The organism is Pandoraea faecigallinarum (assembly GCF_001029105.3).
Lineage (GTDB): Bacteria > Pseudomonadota > Gammaproteobacteria > Burkholderiales > Burkholderiaceae > Pandoraea > Pandoraea faecigallinarum.
The window spans coordinates 2526962-2545473 of the sequence record NZ_CP011807.3 but is presented as its reverse complement, the minus strand read 5'-3'; the positions used below and the strand labels follow the sequence as shown (position 1 = coordinate 2545473).

Genomic DNA, 18512 nt, shown 5'->3' with positions numbered 1-18512 from the left:
CATCCCCTACGTTTCTCAGGAGCCAGCATGTCAGCAAAGGATATCCGCGATGCCAGTCTCGCCCCCGAACGATCCGAACGCGCCGAGCTACCGCTACGCGGAAAAAACGTGCTCGTGACGGGCGGCGCACGAGGACTGGGCGCAGCGATCTGTGAAAACCTCGCCAGCGCAGGGGCACGCGTCACGCTGGCCGACGTCGATCGCGCGAGCGCCTCGACGACCTGCGAGACGCTCGCCGCCCGCGGGCTCGACGTCGCATGCCAATGCTTCGACGTACGCCATGAGGCTTCCGTCACCGAAGCCGTTCACGACGCGCGTGCCCGCATGGGCGGCCTGGACATCATCGTCAACAACGCGGGCATCGACATCACCGCGCCGGTCGACGAGGTCAGCCCCAACGCATGGCACGACGTGCTCATGACCAATCTCTTCGGCCCGTATCTCATGTGCCATGCGGCGGTGCCGATGATGCGTGCGAGCGGCGGCGGACATATCGTCAATGTCGCCTCGACCGCCGCCAAACGCGCGTGGCCCAACGCTTCGGCATATCACGCCACGAAGTGGGGCTTGCTCGGCCTGTCGCATGCACTGCACGCGGAGTTGCGCGACGCAGGCATCAAGGTGTCCGCCATCGTCGCGGGGGGAATGCGTACGCCGTTCCTGCTCGACCGCTTCCCGGACATCGACGAATCGACGCTGCAACCGCCGCAGAACGTCGCCAACACGGTGAGGTTCGTTCTGACCCAACCGGAAGGCACGGTCATCCCGGAGGTGATGGTGCTGCCGATGCGCGAGACATCATGGCCATGATCGGCGGGGCGCTCGCCATGGACGGCGCGATTCTCATCGACAAGGACGGGACATTGATCGACGACGAGCCGTTCAACGTCGATGCCGGCCGGATCCGGCTTGCGCCCGGTGCGCAGCAGGCGCTGCGCGACTTCGCGTCGCTCGGATGGCCGGTCGCGGTCGTCTCCAATCAGCCGGGGGTGGCATTCGGCTATTTCGCCGAGTCGTCGCTGAGCAACGTGCGCGATTATCTCTCGCGGGCGTTGGCGTATTACGGCGTGGATTTCGCCGGATTCTTCTACTGCCCGCATCATCCCCAGGCACGCGAGGCGGCGTATCGCATCGTCTGCGCGTGTCGCAAACCCGCCCCCGGCCTGCTGGAGGCGGCCGCGCGTCATATCGGCGTGCCGTTGTCGGCGTGCTGGATGATCGGTGACATTCTCGACGACGTCGAAGCGGGCAACGTCGCCGGATGCCGGACGATCCTCGTGGACTGCGGTAACGAAACGATGTGGCGCGGCGGCGCGCACCGAACGCCGGATCACACCGTGGGAACTGTCGATGCCGCTGCTCGGCTCGTCCTGTCCCAGGTTCGCGAAACGGGGCGAACGGGGCGGCCGACCTTCGGGACACCATCATGAGCTACTGGCGTGCGGCACGGCGCATTCTGTGCGTGCGGCTCGACAACATGGGCGACGTGTTGATGACGACGCCTGCGATGCGAGCGCTCAGGCAATCCGGCAGCGGGCGTCATCTCACACTGCTCACGTCGTCGGCGGCGGCAAAACTCGCGCCGTATCTGAACATGGTCGATGACGTCTGGGCCTACGACGCGCCCTGGGTCAAGCATCCCGTCGTTGCATCGGCGGACGCGGACCTCGCCATCGTCGACAAGCTTCGCGCGGCGCGTTTCGATGCCGCCGTGATCTTCACCGTCTATTCGCAGAGTCCGCTGCCCGCCGCGATGATGTGCCGTCTGGCAGGTATCCCGCTGCGCCTGGCGCATTGCCGCGAGAATCCGTACGCGCTGCTCACCGACCGCATTGTCGAGACGGAACCGCATTCGGGCACGCGCCATGAAGTCGTTCGCCAGTTGGCACTCGTACAGTCGGTGGGCGCGATTGCCTCCGACGAGCGACTCGGCTTCGCCGTGCAGCGTCAGGACCGGCGCGCCATCGCGGAATTGCTGGCCTCGGTCGGCAATGGGCACGCCTCGGGACGCTGGCTGGTGATTCATCCAGGCGCGAGCGCGCCGTCGCGTCGATGGCCTGTTGAGCGGTTTGCCGAAGCCGGCGCGCAACTCGCGCGGGACTTCGACGGCGTTGCCGTCACCGGAGGGCAGGACGAGCATGCGCTGGTCGCGACCGTGTGCGCGCGGATCGGCAAGAAGGCGCTCCCGCTTGCGGGGGCGCTGTCGCTGGGCAGGCTTGCCGCGTTGATCGAGCGCGCGGATCTGCTCGTCGCGAACAATACCGGGCCGGTGCATATCGCGGCGGCCGTGGGGACTCCGGTGGTGGATCTCTATGCGCTCACGAACCCCCAACATCGCCCGTGGCAGGTGCCGCATCGCGTGCTCAACGTCGACGTGCCATGCCGGAACTGTTATCGCAGCGAATGCGCCGTGCCGGGGCATCCCTGTCTGAGCGGCGTGTCGCCCGACGCGGTGGTCGCCGCCGCCCGCCACCTGCTGCCGTCTCCGGTGCCGCATGAGGTTTCGCCCGTTGCGCTGCTGCGTGCGCCGCAATCGATTCCGCAGCCGAGTCCGCAAGCCAGCCCGCGTAAAACCGCATCGACCGGCCGCGAGGCCAGCAATGTGCGCCCGATCCACTCCAGGAGCCGATAATATGCCGCTGTCCGCAACACGTTACACGCTGGGCATCAACGCCGCCTTTCACGACAGCGCCGCTTGCCTGATCCGCGACGGCGAAGTCATTGCCGCGGCAGAAGAAGAACGCTTCACCCATATCAAGCATGGGAAGCGGCCGGTGCCGTTTTCGGCGTGGGAATTGCCGTATCACGCCATCGACTATTGCCTGGAAACCGCCGACATCGAGATGCGGGACGTCCAGGACGTGGCTTACGCCTACGATCCGTGGCTGCAAGTCTCGCGTGGCGGCATTGCCGGCATCGACATGCGCAGCGAGTTCGCCGACCCGGCGCACAACGCCTTCATGCAATTGCCGCTCATGCCGTCTGCGCACGCACGGCCCACGGGCGACGGGTCGCCGTGGGACCCGCTGTTTCTGTCGTACGTTGTCAACGCGCCGCGCCAGCTCGCCGACGGTGCGCCGCATCATTTGCAAAAGCGCTTTCGCGGACTGCGTCACGACGGCCCGTATGCGTGGCGCTACGTCGAACACCATCTCGCACACGAGGCGAGCGCGTTTCTCGCCGCACCGTTCGAGCGCTGCGCGGTGCTCACGATGGACGGTCGCGGCGAGATCGCCACGACCAGCTATGGCGTGTTCGACGGTAACCGGTATCAGCGCATCAAACAGATCGACCTGCCGAACTCGCTTGGCCTGCTCTACGAGCGGATCACCCGGCATCTCGGCTTTTTGCATTCGTCGGACGAGTACAAAGTCATGGCGCTGGCGTCGTTCGGTCAGCCTGCGTTCATGCGGGAGATGCAAGCCCTCGCGCGGTATGCAGGCAATGGCAGCTATATCGTCCCGGAACGCGATCTGACCGAACTGCTGGGGCCGGCGCGGCAGCGCGGCTGGCCACTGGAGCAGCGCCATTTCGATATCGCACGATCCTTGCAGGACACGCTCGAATCCGTCGTTCTCGACATGACGGCATGGCTTTCGCAGGAGACCGGCGAGCGTTGTCTGGCGATGGCCGGCGGCGTGGCGCTCAATTGTGTGATGAATGCCCGGGTGCGCGATGACGGCCCGTTCGACCAGGTCTGGGTGCAGCCGGCCGCAGGCGACGCGGGCACAGCACTGGGCGCGGCCCTGTGGGTGGATTTCGAGCAACGCGGCCGCCGCGGCGACTGGCGCATGGAGCACGCCTATCTCGGGCCCTCCTACAGCGAAGCGGCCATCCATGCGTTCCTCGACGAGGCGAAGCTCCGCTATCGCCGCATGGATGACGTGCCGCGCGAGACGGCCGCGCTGCTCGCGCAAAATCGGGTGATCGGCTGGTTCCAGGGGCGCATGGAGTTCGGCCCCCGGGCTCTGGGCGCGCGCTCGATTCTGGCCTCGCCACTGGACCCGGGCATGCAGCAGCGCCTGAACCAGATCAAGGATCGCGAGGACTTCCGGCCCGTCGCGCCCGTGGTTCTCGAAGAGAAGGCGCATGAGTGGTTCCGCACACGCCAGGCGGGGCAGAGCGCACAGGGCGCATCGCTGTACGCGCCGTTCATGCTTTTCGTCTATGGCATCGTGCCCGGACAGGAGACGCGCATCCCTGCCGTCTGTCACGTGGACGGCACCGCGCGCGTGCAGACGGTAAACGCCTCGCAAAACCCCATGTATCACGCGTTGCTCACCGAGTTCGAAGCGCTGACCGGCGTGCCGGTGCTCGTGAACACATCGTTCAACACGCGCGGCGAACCCATCGTCTGTTCACCGCGGGACGCCATCGAGTGCTTCTGGGCGTCGCCGCTCGACGCCCTTGTCATCGGTCCGTTTCTGCTGGAGAAATCGCAATGACGGAGGATCGCGGTTCAACCGATGTCGCACCGGTCGTCTCCGTCGTGGTGCCCACGTGGCGGCGACCGGATCTGCTGCATCGATGCCTGACGGCGCTGTGCGCTCAGCAATTCGACGCCGAGGCCTTTGAAATCATCGTCGCGGACGACGGGCCGGACGATGCCACTCGCGAAGTCGTAGCAAGGTGTCAGGCGCTGACGGCCGGCGCGCCCCGGATCGCTTACCTGCCGGTCACCGCGACGCAAGGGCCGGCCGCTGCGCGCAATGCCGGGTGGCGCTGCGCCCGGGCACCGGTCGTGGCATTCACCGACGACGACACGATTCCTGACCCTCTCTGGTTGCGCGGCGGCTGTGCGGCGCTACTTCGCGAACCTGACGCCGTCGCCGTCGCGGGTGAGATCGACATGCCCATTTCGGACCCGCCAACGGATTACGAGCGAGATGCCAGCGGGCTTGCGCATGCCGAATTCGCCACCGCGAACTGTTTCGTACGTCGACATGCGCTCGACGCGGTGGGCGGTTTCGACGAACGGTTCACCCGTGCATGGCGCGAAGACGCCGATCTCATGTTTGCACTGCGCTCGGTCGGCCCCATTTCGTTCGCCCGGGGGGCGAAGGTCGTGCACCCGGTGCGCCCGGCGCATTGGGGCGTGAGCATCGGCCAGCAATCGAAAGTATTCTTCGATGCGTTGCTTTACAAGAAGTATCCGGCGCTATACCGGCGCCATATCCGGCCTTCGCCGCCGTGGCTGTATTACACCGCCGGTGTGGCACTTTTGGCTGCCGTCGTGCTACTCGCCTGCGCGCAGTACGCCGCGGCCATCGTGGCGCTCACGGTCTGGGCCGCGTCCACCGCAATGTTCTGTGCCAGACGACTCCGGCATACCGCGCGCACGCCTGCACACGTCGCCGAGATGATCTGGACTTCAATCGCCATTCCGCCGGTGTCGTTGTACTGGCGCGTGCGGGGCGGTCTTCATTTCAGGGTGCTATTCCTATGAGCCGGCTTCCGATGTCCCTAACGGCCACCCATGCGACGGGCACACCGTTGCCTCCCGCCGGGATGCCCGCGCGCATGGACATTCCGAGCCTCGGCACACACCGCCGTATCGTCGTGTTCCGGGCGTTGCAACTCGGCGACATGCTGTGCGCGGTACCGGCACTCAGAGCGATCCGGCTGGGCGAACCCGGCGCACGCATCACGCTCGTGGGATTGCCCTGGGCCGAGTCGTTTGCGGCACGCTTCAAGGAGTACATCGACGATTTTCTGCCGTTCCCGGGGGCACCCGGCTTGCCGGAGCAGGGCATCGACCTCGAGAAGCGCCGCGTGTTCGAGCGTGAGTGCCGGGCGCGTCACTTCGATCTCGCCGTGCAACTACATGGCAGCGGGGCATACTCGAACGCCGTCGTCAACAGCATGGGTGCGCAGCGCTGCGCCGGATTCGTGCCGTCGGGTACGGTGTCCGATATGGGCACCAATATGGGAGACGATATGCGTTGCGTTTCGCCAGATGCGTCCGGCATGCCGGCGCACGACATTCAACACGGCCTTCCGTGGCCGGAGTCGGGCTCGGAGGTGCACCGATGCCTCGCGCTGACGCGAGCCATGGGCTATCAGGACTGGGGCGATCACCTCGAATTTCCGCTCGCGGCGCTGGATTACGCAACGTTCCAGGTACTGTGCGACAAGTTCCGGCTGGAGCCGGGCCGCTACGTCATCGTGCATCCGGGATCGAGAATGCCGTCGCGCCGCTGGCCGGTGGAACGTTTCGCGAGCATTGCGGACAAGGTCACGCGACAGGGATATCGGGTGATTCTGACAGGCGGGGCACAGGAACGGGAAATCGCCGAGGCCCTGAACGCGCGGGCACACGAGCCGATCGTCGATTTTTGCAGCAAGACATCGCTGGGCACGCTGGCCGCGCTCGTCGCGCATGCCCGCTTGCTGATCTGCAACGACACCGGCGTCTCGCACATCGCCGCCGCGCTCGGTACGCGCAGCATCGTCGTCGCCTGCGGAAGCGACGTGGCACGCTGGGCGCCGCCCGACACCGCGCGTCACAACGTCGTGGCGAAGTATCCGGCGTGCCGTCCCTGCATGTTTCATACGTGTCCATACGGCCACGAATGCGCGAAGGACATTTCGGTGGCCGAGGTCATGCGACGCGTGCACGCTATGCTCGCAGCGCAGGATATTGCGGGAGAGTCCATATGAAACATATGAAACGCCTGAAAGTTCTCACATGGCAGGTTCACGGCAACTACCTGTTCTATCTGTCCCACGCGCCACATGACTTCTATATCGTGACCAAGCCCGGCAATCCCGCCGGCTATGCCGGTTGCGGCAGCGCGCTGCCGTGGGGGGGCAACGTGCACGAGGTGCCCTACCACGCGGTGCCTCACACGGAATTCGACTGCGTGCTGTATCAGCACCACCGCCACTATCTCGAAGACGGTCCGGCGCTGCTCTCGGAAGCGCAACGGCGCCTGCCCACGGCGTTCGTCGAGCACGATCCGCCTCAGGCACATCCGACCAACACGCGTCACCCGGTGCAGGATCGCAATGTCATGCTGATTCACGTGACACCGTTCAATGCCCTGATGTGGGATTCGGGCGATACCCCCACGCGAGTCATCGAGCACGGCGTGAAACTCGTCGACGACGTCGACTGGCACGGCACGCTGCCCAAAGGCATCACGGTCGTGAACCATCTGGCACGCCGCGGCCGACGGCTCGGGGCGGATGTTTTCGAACAGCTTCGCAACGAGATCCCGCTCGATCTCGTGGGCATGGACGCGCAGGCGTTGGGGGGCATCGGCGAAATTGCAGCCTCGGAGCTACCGCGCTTCATGTCCGCCTACCGGTTCTTTTTCAACCCGATCCGCTACACGAGCCTCGGGCTGGCAGTGATCGAGGCGATGATGGCGGGGCTGCCGGTCGTTGCGCTGGCCACGACGGAGATGGCGATGCTGATCCGTTCGGGACACAACGGCGTGGCCGATACGCGGCTCGACGTGCTCGCGCACGCGATGCGTCGATTGATCCGCGACGCATCGCTGGCGAACGAATGGGGACAGGCGGCCCGGCGCGATGCACAGGCACGGTTTCACATCGGACGATTTGCGCAGGACTGGGATCGCGCGCTCAGAGAACTCACGCAGTGACCCGGCCGGGCGCGCTGGCGGAGCGTATGAAACCGGCACAGGATCAAGACAATGCGTTGGCCGCTTCCTCGCTATTCTCCGATTTTTCCGCATCGCCGGTCATTAGCGCGAGACGGTTGTAAAGCGTTTTCAGGCTGATGCCGAGCGCCTTCGCGGTGCGCGGCTTGTCCCCACCGAAATGGCGCAGCGTGGCGGCGATGAACGACTGTTGCGCCTGCGCCAATGTGGCGCCGATAGGGATGTTGAGCGCGCCGTCGAGCACTTCTTCCCGTTGTTTCGGGACCGGAAGCGGCTGAAGCTCCAGATCACGGTCCGCCATGATGAACGCACGCTCAATCGTGTTGTGCAGTTCTCGCACGTTACCTGGCCAGGAGTGCCGGCGAAGCACGGCCAGCGACTGCAACGACAGCCGCTTCACCGTGCCGTCGAGAGCGTTGAGCCGGTCCACGTGAGACTGTGCCAGCGCGACGACATCGTTCTCACGGCGTCGCAACGGCGGCACGTGGAGCGTGAATGCCGCCAGCCGGAAGAGCAGGTCCTGCCGAAAACGGCCGTCACGAACGGCGCGGCCGGGATTCGCGTGCGTGGCGGCGATGACCCGGGTATCGAAGCTCACCGGCTCATAGCCCCCGACGCGAACCACCGTGCGTGTCTCCAGAGCGCGCAGGAGCTTCACCTGCAGCGCTATTGGCATGTCCTGGATTTCATCGAGAAACAATGTGCCTCCCGACGCAGCTTCGAAGAAGCCGACGCGTTGCGAAACGGCGCCGGTGAAGCTGCCCCGCTCGTGACCGAACAACTGCGATTCCGCCAGTTCGTGAGGAATGGCGGCGCAGTTCACGGCGACGAACGGACCTGCGCGACGTGGACTCACGTCATGAAGACACCGGGCAACGACCTCCTTGCCGCTGCCGCTTTCGCCAACGATCAACACGCTGGCCGGTACGTTAGCTAACCGTTCGACGTTGGCACGCAACGCCATCACGCTTCGCGAGTCTCCGGCGAGTCGCGTGCACGCATTCTGATGCACTGCCATGCATTTCTCCCTGTTTGCCCCGACGGCAACGTCCGGTGAAGCCGGATCTGTAAGACGGCGCTGACAGACGCTCGATGGATTTCGATCTATAAAGAGTAACGTATCGAACGCAGCACCGGATTGATTGTTTGCGCACCTGAAGCGTTTCGGATAGCCACATTGCATGACGCCGCAGGCAACCTCGAAATTCCGATGCTGTCCGAACATTGCGACCATATCGGTCCTCATGGGGCACACCGCAATGCCATACATTCTTATCGTCGAAGACGACGCGGACACACGCGACATGCTGAGCGCGCTGGTGCAGACGCAACAGTTGACGTGCGATGCCGTGTCCACGCTCGCGCAAGCGCGCGAACGGGCCGCCAAACGGGTGCCCGATCTGGTTCTGGCGGACCTCATGCTGCCCGATGGCAGCGGCATGGATTTGCTCGGCGATTTTCCGCATGCGGCAAATGTGGAAGTCGTGCTCATGACGGGCCACGCCAGCCTCGACACCGCCATCGATGCCTTGCGTAAGGGCGCCGCAGACTATCTCGTCAAACCCCTCAATATGCAGCGTCTGACCAGCATAATTGCGCGGGTGCCTCGTCCCGACGAGCTTCGCGGCGAGATTCTTGCGTTACGTCGGGAACTTCAGCAACTGGGACGATTCGGCCGAATGCTCGGCAGTTCCCCGGCCATGCAGACGGTCTATCGCGCGATCAGCCGGGTAGCGCCGAGCGAGGCGTCCGTGTTTCTCATGGGCGAATCGGGCACCGGCAAGGAGCTTGCCGCGCAAACGGTGCACGATCTCAGTCTGCGACGCAAAGGACCTTTCATCGCGGTCAACTGCGGCGCGATTGCGGCCAATCTCGTCGAAAGCGAAATGTTCGGTCACGACCGTGGCAGCTTTACGGGGGCGGAGCGCCAGCACAAAGGCTTCTTCGAACGGGCGGACGGCGGCACGCTGTTTCTGGACGAAGTGACGGAGATGCCACCGGAGTCGCAGGTCAAACTGCTTCGGGTGCTCGAGACCGGACGGCTCATGCGTCTGGGCTCGACACAGGAAATCGACGTGGACGTGCGAATCATTGCAGCGACCAACGTCAATCCGGAAGCCGCCGTGAGCGAAGGGCGTTTCCGTCTCGACCTCTATCACCGCCTGAACGTGTTTCCGGTAACACTTCCGCCGCTGCGCGAACGCGGCGACGACATCCCCATGCTGGCCAAGGCGTTCCTTTCGTCGCTGACCGAAACCGATGGCCGCACGATGCGCTTCGACGCCGCGACACTCAAGGCGCTCAGCGAGTACGACTGGCCGGGCAACGTGCGTGAATTGCGCAACCTTGTGCATCGAGCGCGCATTCTCAACGATGGCGAGGTGATCGAGACGCTGCCGCCGCCGATCCTTGCCGAGCTGGACGAGGCCATCGTGAACGACGACAGCGTTACCGTCCCGCTAGAAACGCCGCTCGAAGACATGGACCGGCAACTGATTCTGGGCACACTGGCGCGATGCGGCGGTGTGAAGGCGAGGGCGGCCGAGATGCTCAACATCAGCCTGAAGACACTCTACAGCCGCCTGGCCGAGACGCCCGGCAAGGACGACGGTTCGAAGGCGCGCTCGGGATGAGCGATGTGCGGACCGTCTGGCCTCGTGCAGATCATCCGGTGGGGCCAGCCCGGTCGGCTCGTTCAGCGGCGTTGGCGTGCGCCCGAGGCCTTGGTCATGGCAGCGAGGCGTTCCTCGGCTTCGACGCGCCGGCGCATCGCTTCCACGCGAGGGGGAATGACGCGACGCTCGCGCAACGTCCATGGCAGCCCGCGCAACGTGTGGCCCCAGCCGGCAATGCCGCCTGCTTCGCGCCACACGCGCGGGGCGAGCCGCCATGTTTGACGCAATGCTGCGCCGAGCGGCAAACGCAGCCAGGCGGTCCAGACCTCATTGCGAGCGAGGGTGGCCCGTCGTGTGGCGACGTCGCGCACGAGGGAGGGGTAGTGATGCACCGTCAACTGATCGCTGTAGACGAGCGTCCAGCCTCGCGCCGCCATGTCCAGTGCGAGAAGGGCCTCCTCACCGCCGAGGAAGAAGCGGGGGTGATAGCCCCCTGCGGCGATGAATGCGGCTCTGCGAAATACCGTCGCACCGGCGAGCATGCCGAGAATCGTCGGCCCGGGTTGCCGGGAGAACGTGTCGAGCGGGCTTCGTCGCATGATGGTACTCGTGGTGTCCTCGCGGCGCTCCACGCCCACGAGCACCCGCGCCGTCATGGCGCCGATATGCGTGTGCTTGTCGAGCCAGTCGGCCGCAAGGCACAACGAACCGGGTTCCCACCAGGTGTCGTCGTCGCAGAACGCCACGTAAGGCGTTCGGGCGTGGCGTACACCGATGTTGCGGGCGCATGCGCCGAGATTCGTCGCCGAGCGAAGCAGGGTGACGTCGGGAAATTGTTCCCGGACCATGTCCATGAGCGAGCGGTCGGAACCATTGTCGACCACGATGATGGAGGGCCGTTCGGGCAGCGCGACGAGACGTCGCAACGTTCGCCGCAGTTCGAAGGGGCGCCGATGGGACAGGACGACGACGGTCAGACGGGGATCCCGCCGTACGACAACACGAGCGGGAGATGCACTTAGCGCGATACAGGAGACCATTGCAGTTGCCAATAACTCTCGGAAGTATTCAGTTCGATCAACGCCTCGGGATCCAGCAGACCCAGTTGGCTCTCGTATGCCTCCATGGCCTGCACCTTGCGCACCGCATAATCCGCGTCGGCAAGCTCGGGCAGCACGGGGTCGACGCGACGCGCGGCGTAACCGTCGTTGCGCCATGCCGCGATGCGCGCCCCGACCAGACCGCTGAGGCGGCGATATGGCATGTCCTCGTAAAACCACCACCGTTCGAGCTGCGCCATACCGGGGTCGGGCTCGGGTCCGGCGCCGACGAGGGCGTGGGCGCGCTCGTTGAGCAGGGTCCATACCGCATCGAACACGAGCGCGTGATCGCTGTGAAACAGACCCAGCGGGCTCAGCACACGGCGCTCCGGATATTGGTCCATGACGGCCTTGAGCGCTGGCGCAATGGCGTCCGGCGTATTGCCCTCCACATACTGCCGGTCGAGAAAGGGCAGCCAGACGGGTTCGGCCCCCAGCAGTTCGAGGGCGGAACGGTCCTCCGCGCGCCGCGCTTGCATGGCGGCATTGCCGGACGCAAAGCCAGCAGCTTCGTCCCACGGGGGGGCCGCGACATCGTCGGGCGGTATACCTGCGAAGACCGTGACGACGACGGCGCCGGGGGCGCTGGCGAGAAGCCGCCCGCAACTGAAAACAGCATCGTCGAGATGGGGCGATATCACCAGCCAGTTCGACGTCTCCCACGTCTCGGGAAGGTAGCGTTGCGTCATATGCGAGGTCCTCGATCTTTGCGGTGGCCATCGTGAACAGCAAATTCCGTGCCGGGCGCTGGACCCTCATTCTCCTGAGCGCTGTCATGGTCTGGGGGCTGGACCTGTGGCTGCGACACCGCGCGCCGCACGGTGTCGCGCAATTGAGCGGATGGCTCTATTTCCCCGTGATCGCGCTGGCGGCCTACTCGTTCGGACGTTATGGCAACAATGACGACAAGGGTGACGATGGCGGCGAAGACGCAGAGGGTGCCCCGGGCGGCGCGCGCCACGCACAGCGTGTGCTGGAGGCCATGCCCAATGCGACATTCAGTGTCGATACCGAGCTTCGCATTACGCAGTGGAACCCTGCGGCCGAGCGCATGTTCGGCGTGCCGGCCGAGCATGCCATCGGGCAGTGTGCGCAGCGCTTCATCGCCCGCCACTGGCTCAGCCGCCATCCCTTGCGGCTTCCCCGGAATGTCGATGCCGCACGAGCGACGGCGGTCGACGTCGTCTGCCTGCGTGCCGACGGACGGCCATTTCGCGCCACGTTCTCCAGCGCACCGCTGCGTGACGATACGGGCAAATGCGTTGGCGCGACGGTTCTGCTGCGCGACGAGAGTGCGCGACATCTCGACAACCGCCGTATCCGGCAGTCGCTGCGAGGAGCGCGTGACGAACGCGATCAGGCCGACACGTCCAATCGTCTGAAAGACGAGTTGCTTGCTACGGTCTCGCATGAGTTGCGAACGCCACTGAACGCCATCTACGGTTGGGTGGAGGTGCTGCGTCACCCCTCGGGTCAGCCGATGCAGTCGCAGGCGGTGGACGCCATCGACCGTAGCGCACGTTCGCTGGCCCACATGGTCGACGACATTCTCGACGTCTCGTCGCTGGCGACCGGCAAGCTGCGTCTGGAGCGGGTACTGGTCGACGTGGAACGCATCGTGCATGACGTGACGGTCACGATGCAGACGATGGCGAACGCCGAGGGCGTGACGCTCACGTCGAGCATGTCGGCTACCACCGGCTTGCTTCTCGGTGACGGCGAGCGGCTGCGGCAAATGCTGACGAACCTTGTGTCGAACGCTATCAAGTTCACCCCGCGCGGCGGGCATGTCAGCGTGTCTCTGGAACAGGACGCGCACTGGCTGCGGCTGTCCGTCATCGACTCCGGTCAGGGCATCGCGCCCGAATTTCTGCCGCATGTGTTCGACGCGTTCCGGCGCGAGTCCAACGCGCCGGTGTCGCCGCGCCGGGGCCTCGGACTGGGACTATCGATCGTGCGCCACATTGCCGAACTCCACGGCGGTAGTGTCGAGGTGGCAAGCCGCGGCGCCGGGACCGGTAGCCGGTTCACGGTGCGTCTGCCGTATGACCGGCCCGTGGCGGCGGGTGTCCCGTCCGACGCCGTGCCTGGGCCGACGCACCCGTCGACCGTGCTCGAAGGGCACCGCATCCTGCTGGTGGACGACGACGATCCGTCGCGGGAGAGCCTGGCCGCCGCATTGCGTACCTTGGGCGCGGAAGTCCATGAAGCCGGCAACGGCCGGGAGGCGCTCGACGCGCTTGGCGAAACGATGCCGACCATCGTGCTCTCGGACCTTGCGATGCCCGACGGCGATGGGTTCTGGCTCGCACGGCAGCTTCGCGAGATCCGCGCGGCGCGCGGCGGCATGGCGAATCTTCCACTCGTGGCGGTAACCGCGCGCGCCGACAATGCGCTGCGCCGTCAGGCCCTTTCCGCCGGCTTTGGCGCGTACGTCGCGAAGCCCGTCGACTTGCGTTCGCTGGCGCGACAGATTCTGACGCTGACGTCGCAATAGCCGGCGTCGGGACATGCCATTTTTTCAAGTGCCCTGTGAAAATTACCCGATAACACCGATAGCGTACAGGGCGGCTCGCGCGTGCGCCGCCCCTTGACCCGTGCATGGCAATCCCGCCGGCCGGCACGCGATATTGCGCGACACGGCACGAACCTTGCGGCGATGAGGTATTTACCGGGAGGTCGACGTCATGACACAGCGCGTAGGGGATTTTCTGCTCGAACGGCTCCGTCTATGGGGCGTACGGCGTGTATTCGGATACCCGGGCGACGGGATCAACGGCATTGTGGGGGCGTTCGGGCGGGCGAAAAACGAGCCGGCTTTCGTGCAGGTGCGGCACGAGGAAATGGCGGCCTTCATGGCGTGCGCTCACGCGAAATTCACGGGGGAAACGGGTGTCTGCCTAGCCACCTCCGGCCCAGGCGCCATTCACTTGCTCAACGGCCTGTACGACGCCAAAGCCGATCACCAGCCGGTGGTCGCCATCGTTGGACAGCAAAAGCGCGCGTCGCTCGGCGGTGATTTCCAGCAGGAAGTCGATCTGCACGCGTTGTTCAAGGACGTGGCGCACGAATACGTGCAGGAGATCGTTACACCCGCCCAGGCACGGCATGTGATCGATCGCGCCTTTCGTATCGCTCATGACCAGCGCGCCGTCACTTGCATCATCGTGCCGAACGACGTGCAGGATCTGCCGGCTGTCGACGTTCCGCCACGTGTTCACGGCACCGTGCGCAGCGGCGCGATTCGCGACGGCGTGGGCCTGCCGCCGCGCCACATCGTTCCCTCGGACGACGAACTGGACGCCGCCGCCGAAGTGCTCAATGCGGGCAACCGTGTGGCGATACTCGTCGGCGCGGGCGCGATGGGGGCGGGGGCGGGCGTTATCGACGTCGCCAATCGGCTCGAAGCGGGTGTGGCGAAGGCCTTGCTCGGCAAAGCCGTCATTCCGGACACCTTGCCGTGGGTCACGGGCGCGATCGGCTTGCTCGGCACGCAGCCCAGTTGGGAGATGATGAACGATTGCGACACGCTGCTGATGATCGGCTCGGCATTTCCGTATGCCGAGTTCCTGCCGGAAGAGGGGCAGGCGCGCGGCGTTCAGATCGACATCGATCCGCGCATGCTGAGCCTGCGCTATCCCATGGAGGTGGCGATGGTCGGCGACGCCCGTGCAACGCTCGACGCGCTGCTGCCTCGCTTGCACGTGCGGCAGAACGACGACTGGCGCCGGCAAATTCAGGAGCGCGTAACGCGCTGGTGGCGTGTGATGGACCGTCGCGCGGCGTCGGACACCAAGCCGATCAACCCACAGCGCGTATTTCGTGAACTGTCGCACCAATTGCCCGAGAACGCCATCGTCACTGCCGACTCCGGGACTGCGGCGAACTGGTACGCGCGCGACGTTCAGCTTCGCGAAGGCATGATGGGTTCGCTCTCGGGCGGGCTGGCGTCGATGGGCGCGGCAATGCCATATGCGCTTGCCGCGAAAATGGCGTATCCGTCGCGGGTCGTGGTCGCGCTCGCAGGCGACGGGGCGATGCAGATGAACGGCATCAACGAGCTGATCACCCTGTCGGCACTCTGGAAAACGTGGGACGATCCGAGGCTGGCCGTGCTGGTACTCAACAACGGCGATCTGAACGAGGTGACGTGGGAGCAACGCGCACAGGAAGGCGATCCGCGTTTCGCGGTATCGCAGTCGTTGCCGCCCTTCGACTACGCGGCGTATGCCCGGCAGTTGGGATTAGGCGGAATCCGCGTGGAAGATCCCAACGATCTCGGCGCGGCATGGCGGGAGGCGTTCGATGCGAATCTACCCGTGGTGCTCGATGTGGTCACCGACCCGAACGTTCCGCCTATCCCGCCGCACATGACGATGGAGATGTTCCGCAATTACACCGGGGCATTGCTCAGCGGCGACAGCGAAGCGATGGGCGTTGCCCGGGCGTCGATGCGCGAGACCTGGGAGAGCATCGCCAGTCGCTGGGAGAAGTAGCGAACGGTGCGGGCGAGCCCGTCGGCGAGCAGGGTCGACGGCGCCCACCCGAGCCGTTCGCGTGCCGTCGTGAGATCGGGACAACGTCGTTGCGGGTCGTCCGAGGGCAGCGCCCGGAACTCGATAGACGCATTCGATCCCGTGGCACGCAGCACTTCGCGCGCCACGTCGAGCATCGACAACTCGTGATCGCTGCCTAGGTTGACCGGCACCTCCGGCGGCACGTCGGCCGCCATGAGCCGGATCAGCCCGTCGACAAGATCGTCGACATAGCACAACGCCCGGGTCTGCGAGCCGTCGCCATACACGGTCAAGGGTTCGCCGCGCAGTGCCTGCGTCATCAGATTCGAAATGACGCGTCCGTCCAGCGGATGCATGCGCGGGCCGTACGTGTTGAAGATGCGGGCGATTCGCGTGGTCACACCATGCTGCCGGTGGTAATTGACGAAAAGCGTCTCCGCACATCGTTTTCCCTCGTCATAGCACGCTCGAAGCCCAATGGGGTTGACGTTGCCCCAATAGGATTCGGCCTGCGGATGCACCCCGGGATCGCCGTACACTTCGCTCGTCGAGGCTTGCAGTATGCGCGCACCGGTCCGCTTGGCGAGGCCGAGCATGTTGATCGCGCCGTGTACGCTCGTCTTGGTCGTCTGCACGGGATCGCGTTGATAGTGTACGGGCGAGGCCGGGCATGCGAGGTTGTAGATCTCGTCGACCTCGACGTAGAGCGGAAAGGTCACGTCATGGCGCATCAGCTCGAAGTTGCCGGCGTCGAGCAGATGGGCGATGTTGTCTTTCACGCCCGTATAGAAATTGTCGACGCACAGCACGTCGTGGCCGGCGAGCACGAGCCGTTCACACAGATGCGACCCCAGAAAGCCGGCACCTCCCGTCACCAGCACGCGCTTGCGATGCAGTTCCTTCATCGGATGCTCTCCTTGAGCGTGGCGGTGACGGGCACCGCCGGTTTGATGGTCATGGTGCGCACGGGGGGCAGCGGCACGACGGTCGCCTTGCTGCGCTGCGCGCTCGCCAGTCGCGAGTAGACGGCACAGAGCTGATCCGCGACACCGCTCCAGGTGAAATGGCGATTGGCACGTCGCGCCCCGGCGAGTCCCAGCCGGTGTGCCAGACAACGGTCGTCGCGCAACTGTGCGAGGCGTTCGGCGAGCGCTTCGGGGTGCTTGGCGGGCACGAGAAACCCTGTTTCGCCGTCGACGACCGTCGTGCGGATGCCGCCCACGTCGCTGCCGATCACCGGCGTCGCACAGGCCATCGCCTCGACCGGCGTGATGCCGAACGGCTCGTACCAGGGCGTGGTGACGAAAACATCCGCCGCGCTATAGAAGTCTCTGAGGGCGTCGCGATCACGCCGCCCGACGAAATCGACGTGATCGGCAACGCCGAGATCCCCGGCCAGTCGCGCCAGTCGCGCCAACTCCTCACAGTGCGAAAAGTCAACGTTGTAATCCGGCCCGCCGACCACGTGCAGCCGAACATTGCGCTCGCAGGCCGCATCGTCGAGCAGGATCCGCAAGGCGTGGATCACGTTATCGATGCCCTTGCGCGGCACCAGCCTGCCGAGTTGCAGGATGGCGAACTCGTCATCGTCCCAGCCGAGTGCCGCGCGCGCATTGGCGCGCGTGACGGGATGAAACTCATGTGCATCGAACCCGCAGGGCACAATCTCGATGCGATGCGGGTCGGCATCGTAAAGGGAAACCAGATCCGCTTCGTCCTGCGGGCATTCCGCGATGATCGCGTCGGCGGTGCGCGCCAGTGCGCGCTCGATCTGGATGCGCTCGTCGGGGAAGGTGTCGGAAGCGCCCTGACATTGGCGCCGCACCTGCCCCAGCGCATGAAAGGTCACCACCAGCGGAATATCCAGCACCTGGCGCACCCGCATGCCGACCTGTCCGGACATGAAGAAATTGGCGTGCAGGATGTCGTATCCGGGCGTGGCCTGCGCGCAGTAGCGAACCATGAATTCCGCAAACTCATGCATATGCGGCAACAGTTGCTCTTTCGGTATCTCGCGTGGCGGCCCGGCGGGCACGTGCACGACGCGAATGTTGCGGCCCACCGGCACGACGTCCGGCAGTGACGGGGCATCGCGTCGGGTGAAGATGTCCACGCGGTAGCCGCGTGAGACGAGTTGCCGGGCAACGTTGGCAACGTAGATGTTCTGGCCGCCGGCATCGACGCCACCGATGGCGGCCAGCGGCGATGCGTGCTCGCTGATCAAAGCTATTTTTTGCATGGTGTGACTCCGGCTGAGCAGGAGGCGTCAGGTATCGGCCCCGTCCTGCGTCTTGTGCAAGTGGCGTGCCAGTGTCCGGCCGATGCCGCACAGACGCCGCATGCCACCTCGGCGACGCTCCGCCGCCGCGCGAGGGCATGTGTGCGCGAGACCCGTCGAACCGCATTTCACGACGTGCAACGGCTCTCGCCTTCGTCGGTTTCGCGTTCACGAACGCAGGATCGCGCATTGCCGGGTGTCGCAATCTTCGCGAGAGGTTGCCGACCTTTCTTACAAAACGTTGGACAAAAGTCCGGGCAGTGTCCCCCGCGGCGACACGATGCGCGCGCCACGCCCTCTCGCGATGCCTATGAACCGGGGGACATACGACATCCACGCATGCGTGTTCGGAGCACGAACGGCATGGAACGCGA

15 protein-coding genes are annotated in these 18512 nt (G+C 65.2%); 10 read left to right on the top strand and 5 right to left on the bottom strand.

The genetic code is table 11. The features are described 5' to 3' along the window. Positions 1–27: 27 nt before the first annotated feature. From AB870_RS11195 to AB870_RS11165, 7 genes are all read left to right on the top strand, one after another. A complete protein-coding gene (locus tag AB870_RS11195) occupies positions 28–810 on the top strand; it encodes an SDR family oxidoreductase (RefSeq protein ID WP_047908046.1) in 783 nt (260 codons plus the stop codon). Then, positions 807–1430 carry a D-glycero-alpha-D-manno-heptose-1,7-bisphosphate 7-phosphatase gene (locus tag AB870_RS26770; protein WP_167362738.1) on the top strand — a complete coding sequence of 208 codons (624 nt, stop codon included), beginning with the start codon at positions 807–809 and terminating at the stop codon, positions 1428–1430. The genes AB870_RS11195 and AB870_RS26770 overlap by 4 nt, the downstream gene beginning before the upstream one ends. Next, entirely contained in the window at positions 1427–2632 is a 1206-nt protein-coding gene (locus AB870_RS11185; protein WP_053059685.1) for a glycosyltransferase family 9 protein, read from the top strand. The genes AB870_RS26770 and AB870_RS11185 overlap by 4 nt, the downstream gene beginning before the upstream one ends. A 1-nt stretch (position 2633) precedes the next feature. Further along, entirely contained in the window at positions 2634–4445 is a 1812-nt protein-coding gene (locus AB870_RS11180; RefSeq protein WP_047908044.1) for a carbamoyltransferase family protein, read from the top strand. Beyond that, entirely contained in the window at positions 4442–5446 is a 1005-nt protein-coding gene (locus AB870_RS11175; protein WP_047908043.1) for a glycosyltransferase family 2 protein, read from the top strand. Before AB870_RS11180 ends, AB870_RS11175 begins: the two co-directional genes overlap by 4 nt. Before the next feature lie 74 nt (positions 5447–5520). Beyond that, on the top strand, positions 5521–6660 hold the full coding sequence (locus AB870_RS11170; RefSeq protein ID WP_047909112.1) for a glycosyltransferase family 9 protein: 1140 nt from the start codon (positions 5521–5523) through the stop codon (positions 6658–6660). 5 nt (positions 6661–6665) lie between these two features. Then, positions 6666–7610 carry a glycosyltransferase family 4 protein gene (locus AB870_RS11165; RefSeq protein WP_047909111.1) on the top strand — a complete coding sequence of 315 codons (945 nt, stop codon included), beginning with the start codon at positions 6666–6668 and terminating at the stop codon, positions 7608–7610. A gap of 43 nt (positions 7611–7653) precedes the next feature. Here the strand turns inward: AB870_RS11165 and AB870_RS11160 are convergent, their stop codons facing one another. Then, complete coding sequence (locus AB870_RS11160) at positions 7654–8646, bottom strand: sigma-54 interaction domain-containing protein (protein ID WP_047908042.1); 993 nt, start codon at positions 8644–8646, stop codon at positions 7654–7656. 241 nt (positions 8647–8887) lie between these two features. On the opposite strand from AB870_RS11160, the gene AB870_RS11155 reads away from it, so the two are divergent. Next, positions 8888–10261, top strand: coding sequence for a sigma-54-dependent transcriptional regulator (locus AB870_RS11155; protein WP_047909110.1), 1374 nt, complete (start codon positions 8888–8890; stop codon positions 10259–10261). A gap of 62 nt (positions 10262–10323) precedes the next feature. On the opposite strand, the gene AB870_RS11150 is transcribed toward AB870_RS11155, so the two are convergent. Both AB870_RS11150 and AB870_RS11145 read right to left on the bottom strand, forming a co-directional pair. Next, positions 10324–11283, bottom strand: a complete 960-nt coding sequence (locus AB870_RS11150; RefSeq protein ID WP_047908041.1) for a glycosyltransferase family 2 protein — start codon at positions 11281–11283, stop codon at positions 10324–10326. Further along, positions 11262–12032, bottom strand: a complete 771-nt coding sequence (locus tag AB870_RS11145) for a PIG-L deacetylase family protein (RefSeq protein WP_047908040.1) — start codon at positions 12030–12032, stop codon at positions 11262–11264. Before AB870_RS11145 ends, AB870_RS11150 begins: the two co-directional genes overlap by 22 nt. A 32-nt stretch (positions 12033–12064) precedes the next feature. Between AB870_RS11145 and AB870_RS11140 the strand changes: the two genes are divergently transcribed. Both AB870_RS11140 and AB870_RS11135 read left to right on the top strand, forming a co-directional pair. Beyond that, complete coding sequence (locus AB870_RS11140) at positions 12065–13840, top strand: PAS domain-containing hybrid sensor histidine kinase/response regulator (protein ID WP_157112295.1); 1776 nt, start codon at positions 12065–12067, stop codon at positions 13838–13840. A 190-nt stretch (positions 13841–14030) separates the two neighbouring features. Beyond that, a complete protein-coding gene (locus AB870_RS11135; protein ID WP_047908039.1) occupies positions 14031–15839 on the top strand; it encodes a thiamine pyrophosphate-requiring protein in 1809 nt (602 codons plus the stop codon). On the opposite strand, the gene AB870_RS11130 is transcribed toward AB870_RS11135, so the two are convergent. Beyond that, a complete protein-coding gene (locus tag AB870_RS11130) occupies positions 15737–16765 on the bottom strand; it encodes a UDP-glucuronic acid decarboxylase family protein (protein WP_047908038.1) in 1029 nt (342 codons plus the stop codon). The two genes, AB870_RS11135 and AB870_RS11130, sit on opposite strands and share 103 nt — an antisense overlap. Next, complete coding sequence (locus AB870_RS11125; protein ID WP_084663576.1) at positions 16762–18099, bottom strand: glycosyltransferase family 4 protein; 1338 nt, start codon at positions 18097–18099, stop codon at positions 16762–16764. Before AB870_RS11125 ends, AB870_RS11130 begins: the two co-directional genes overlap by 4 nt. Positions 18100–18512: the final 413 nt, after the last annotated feature.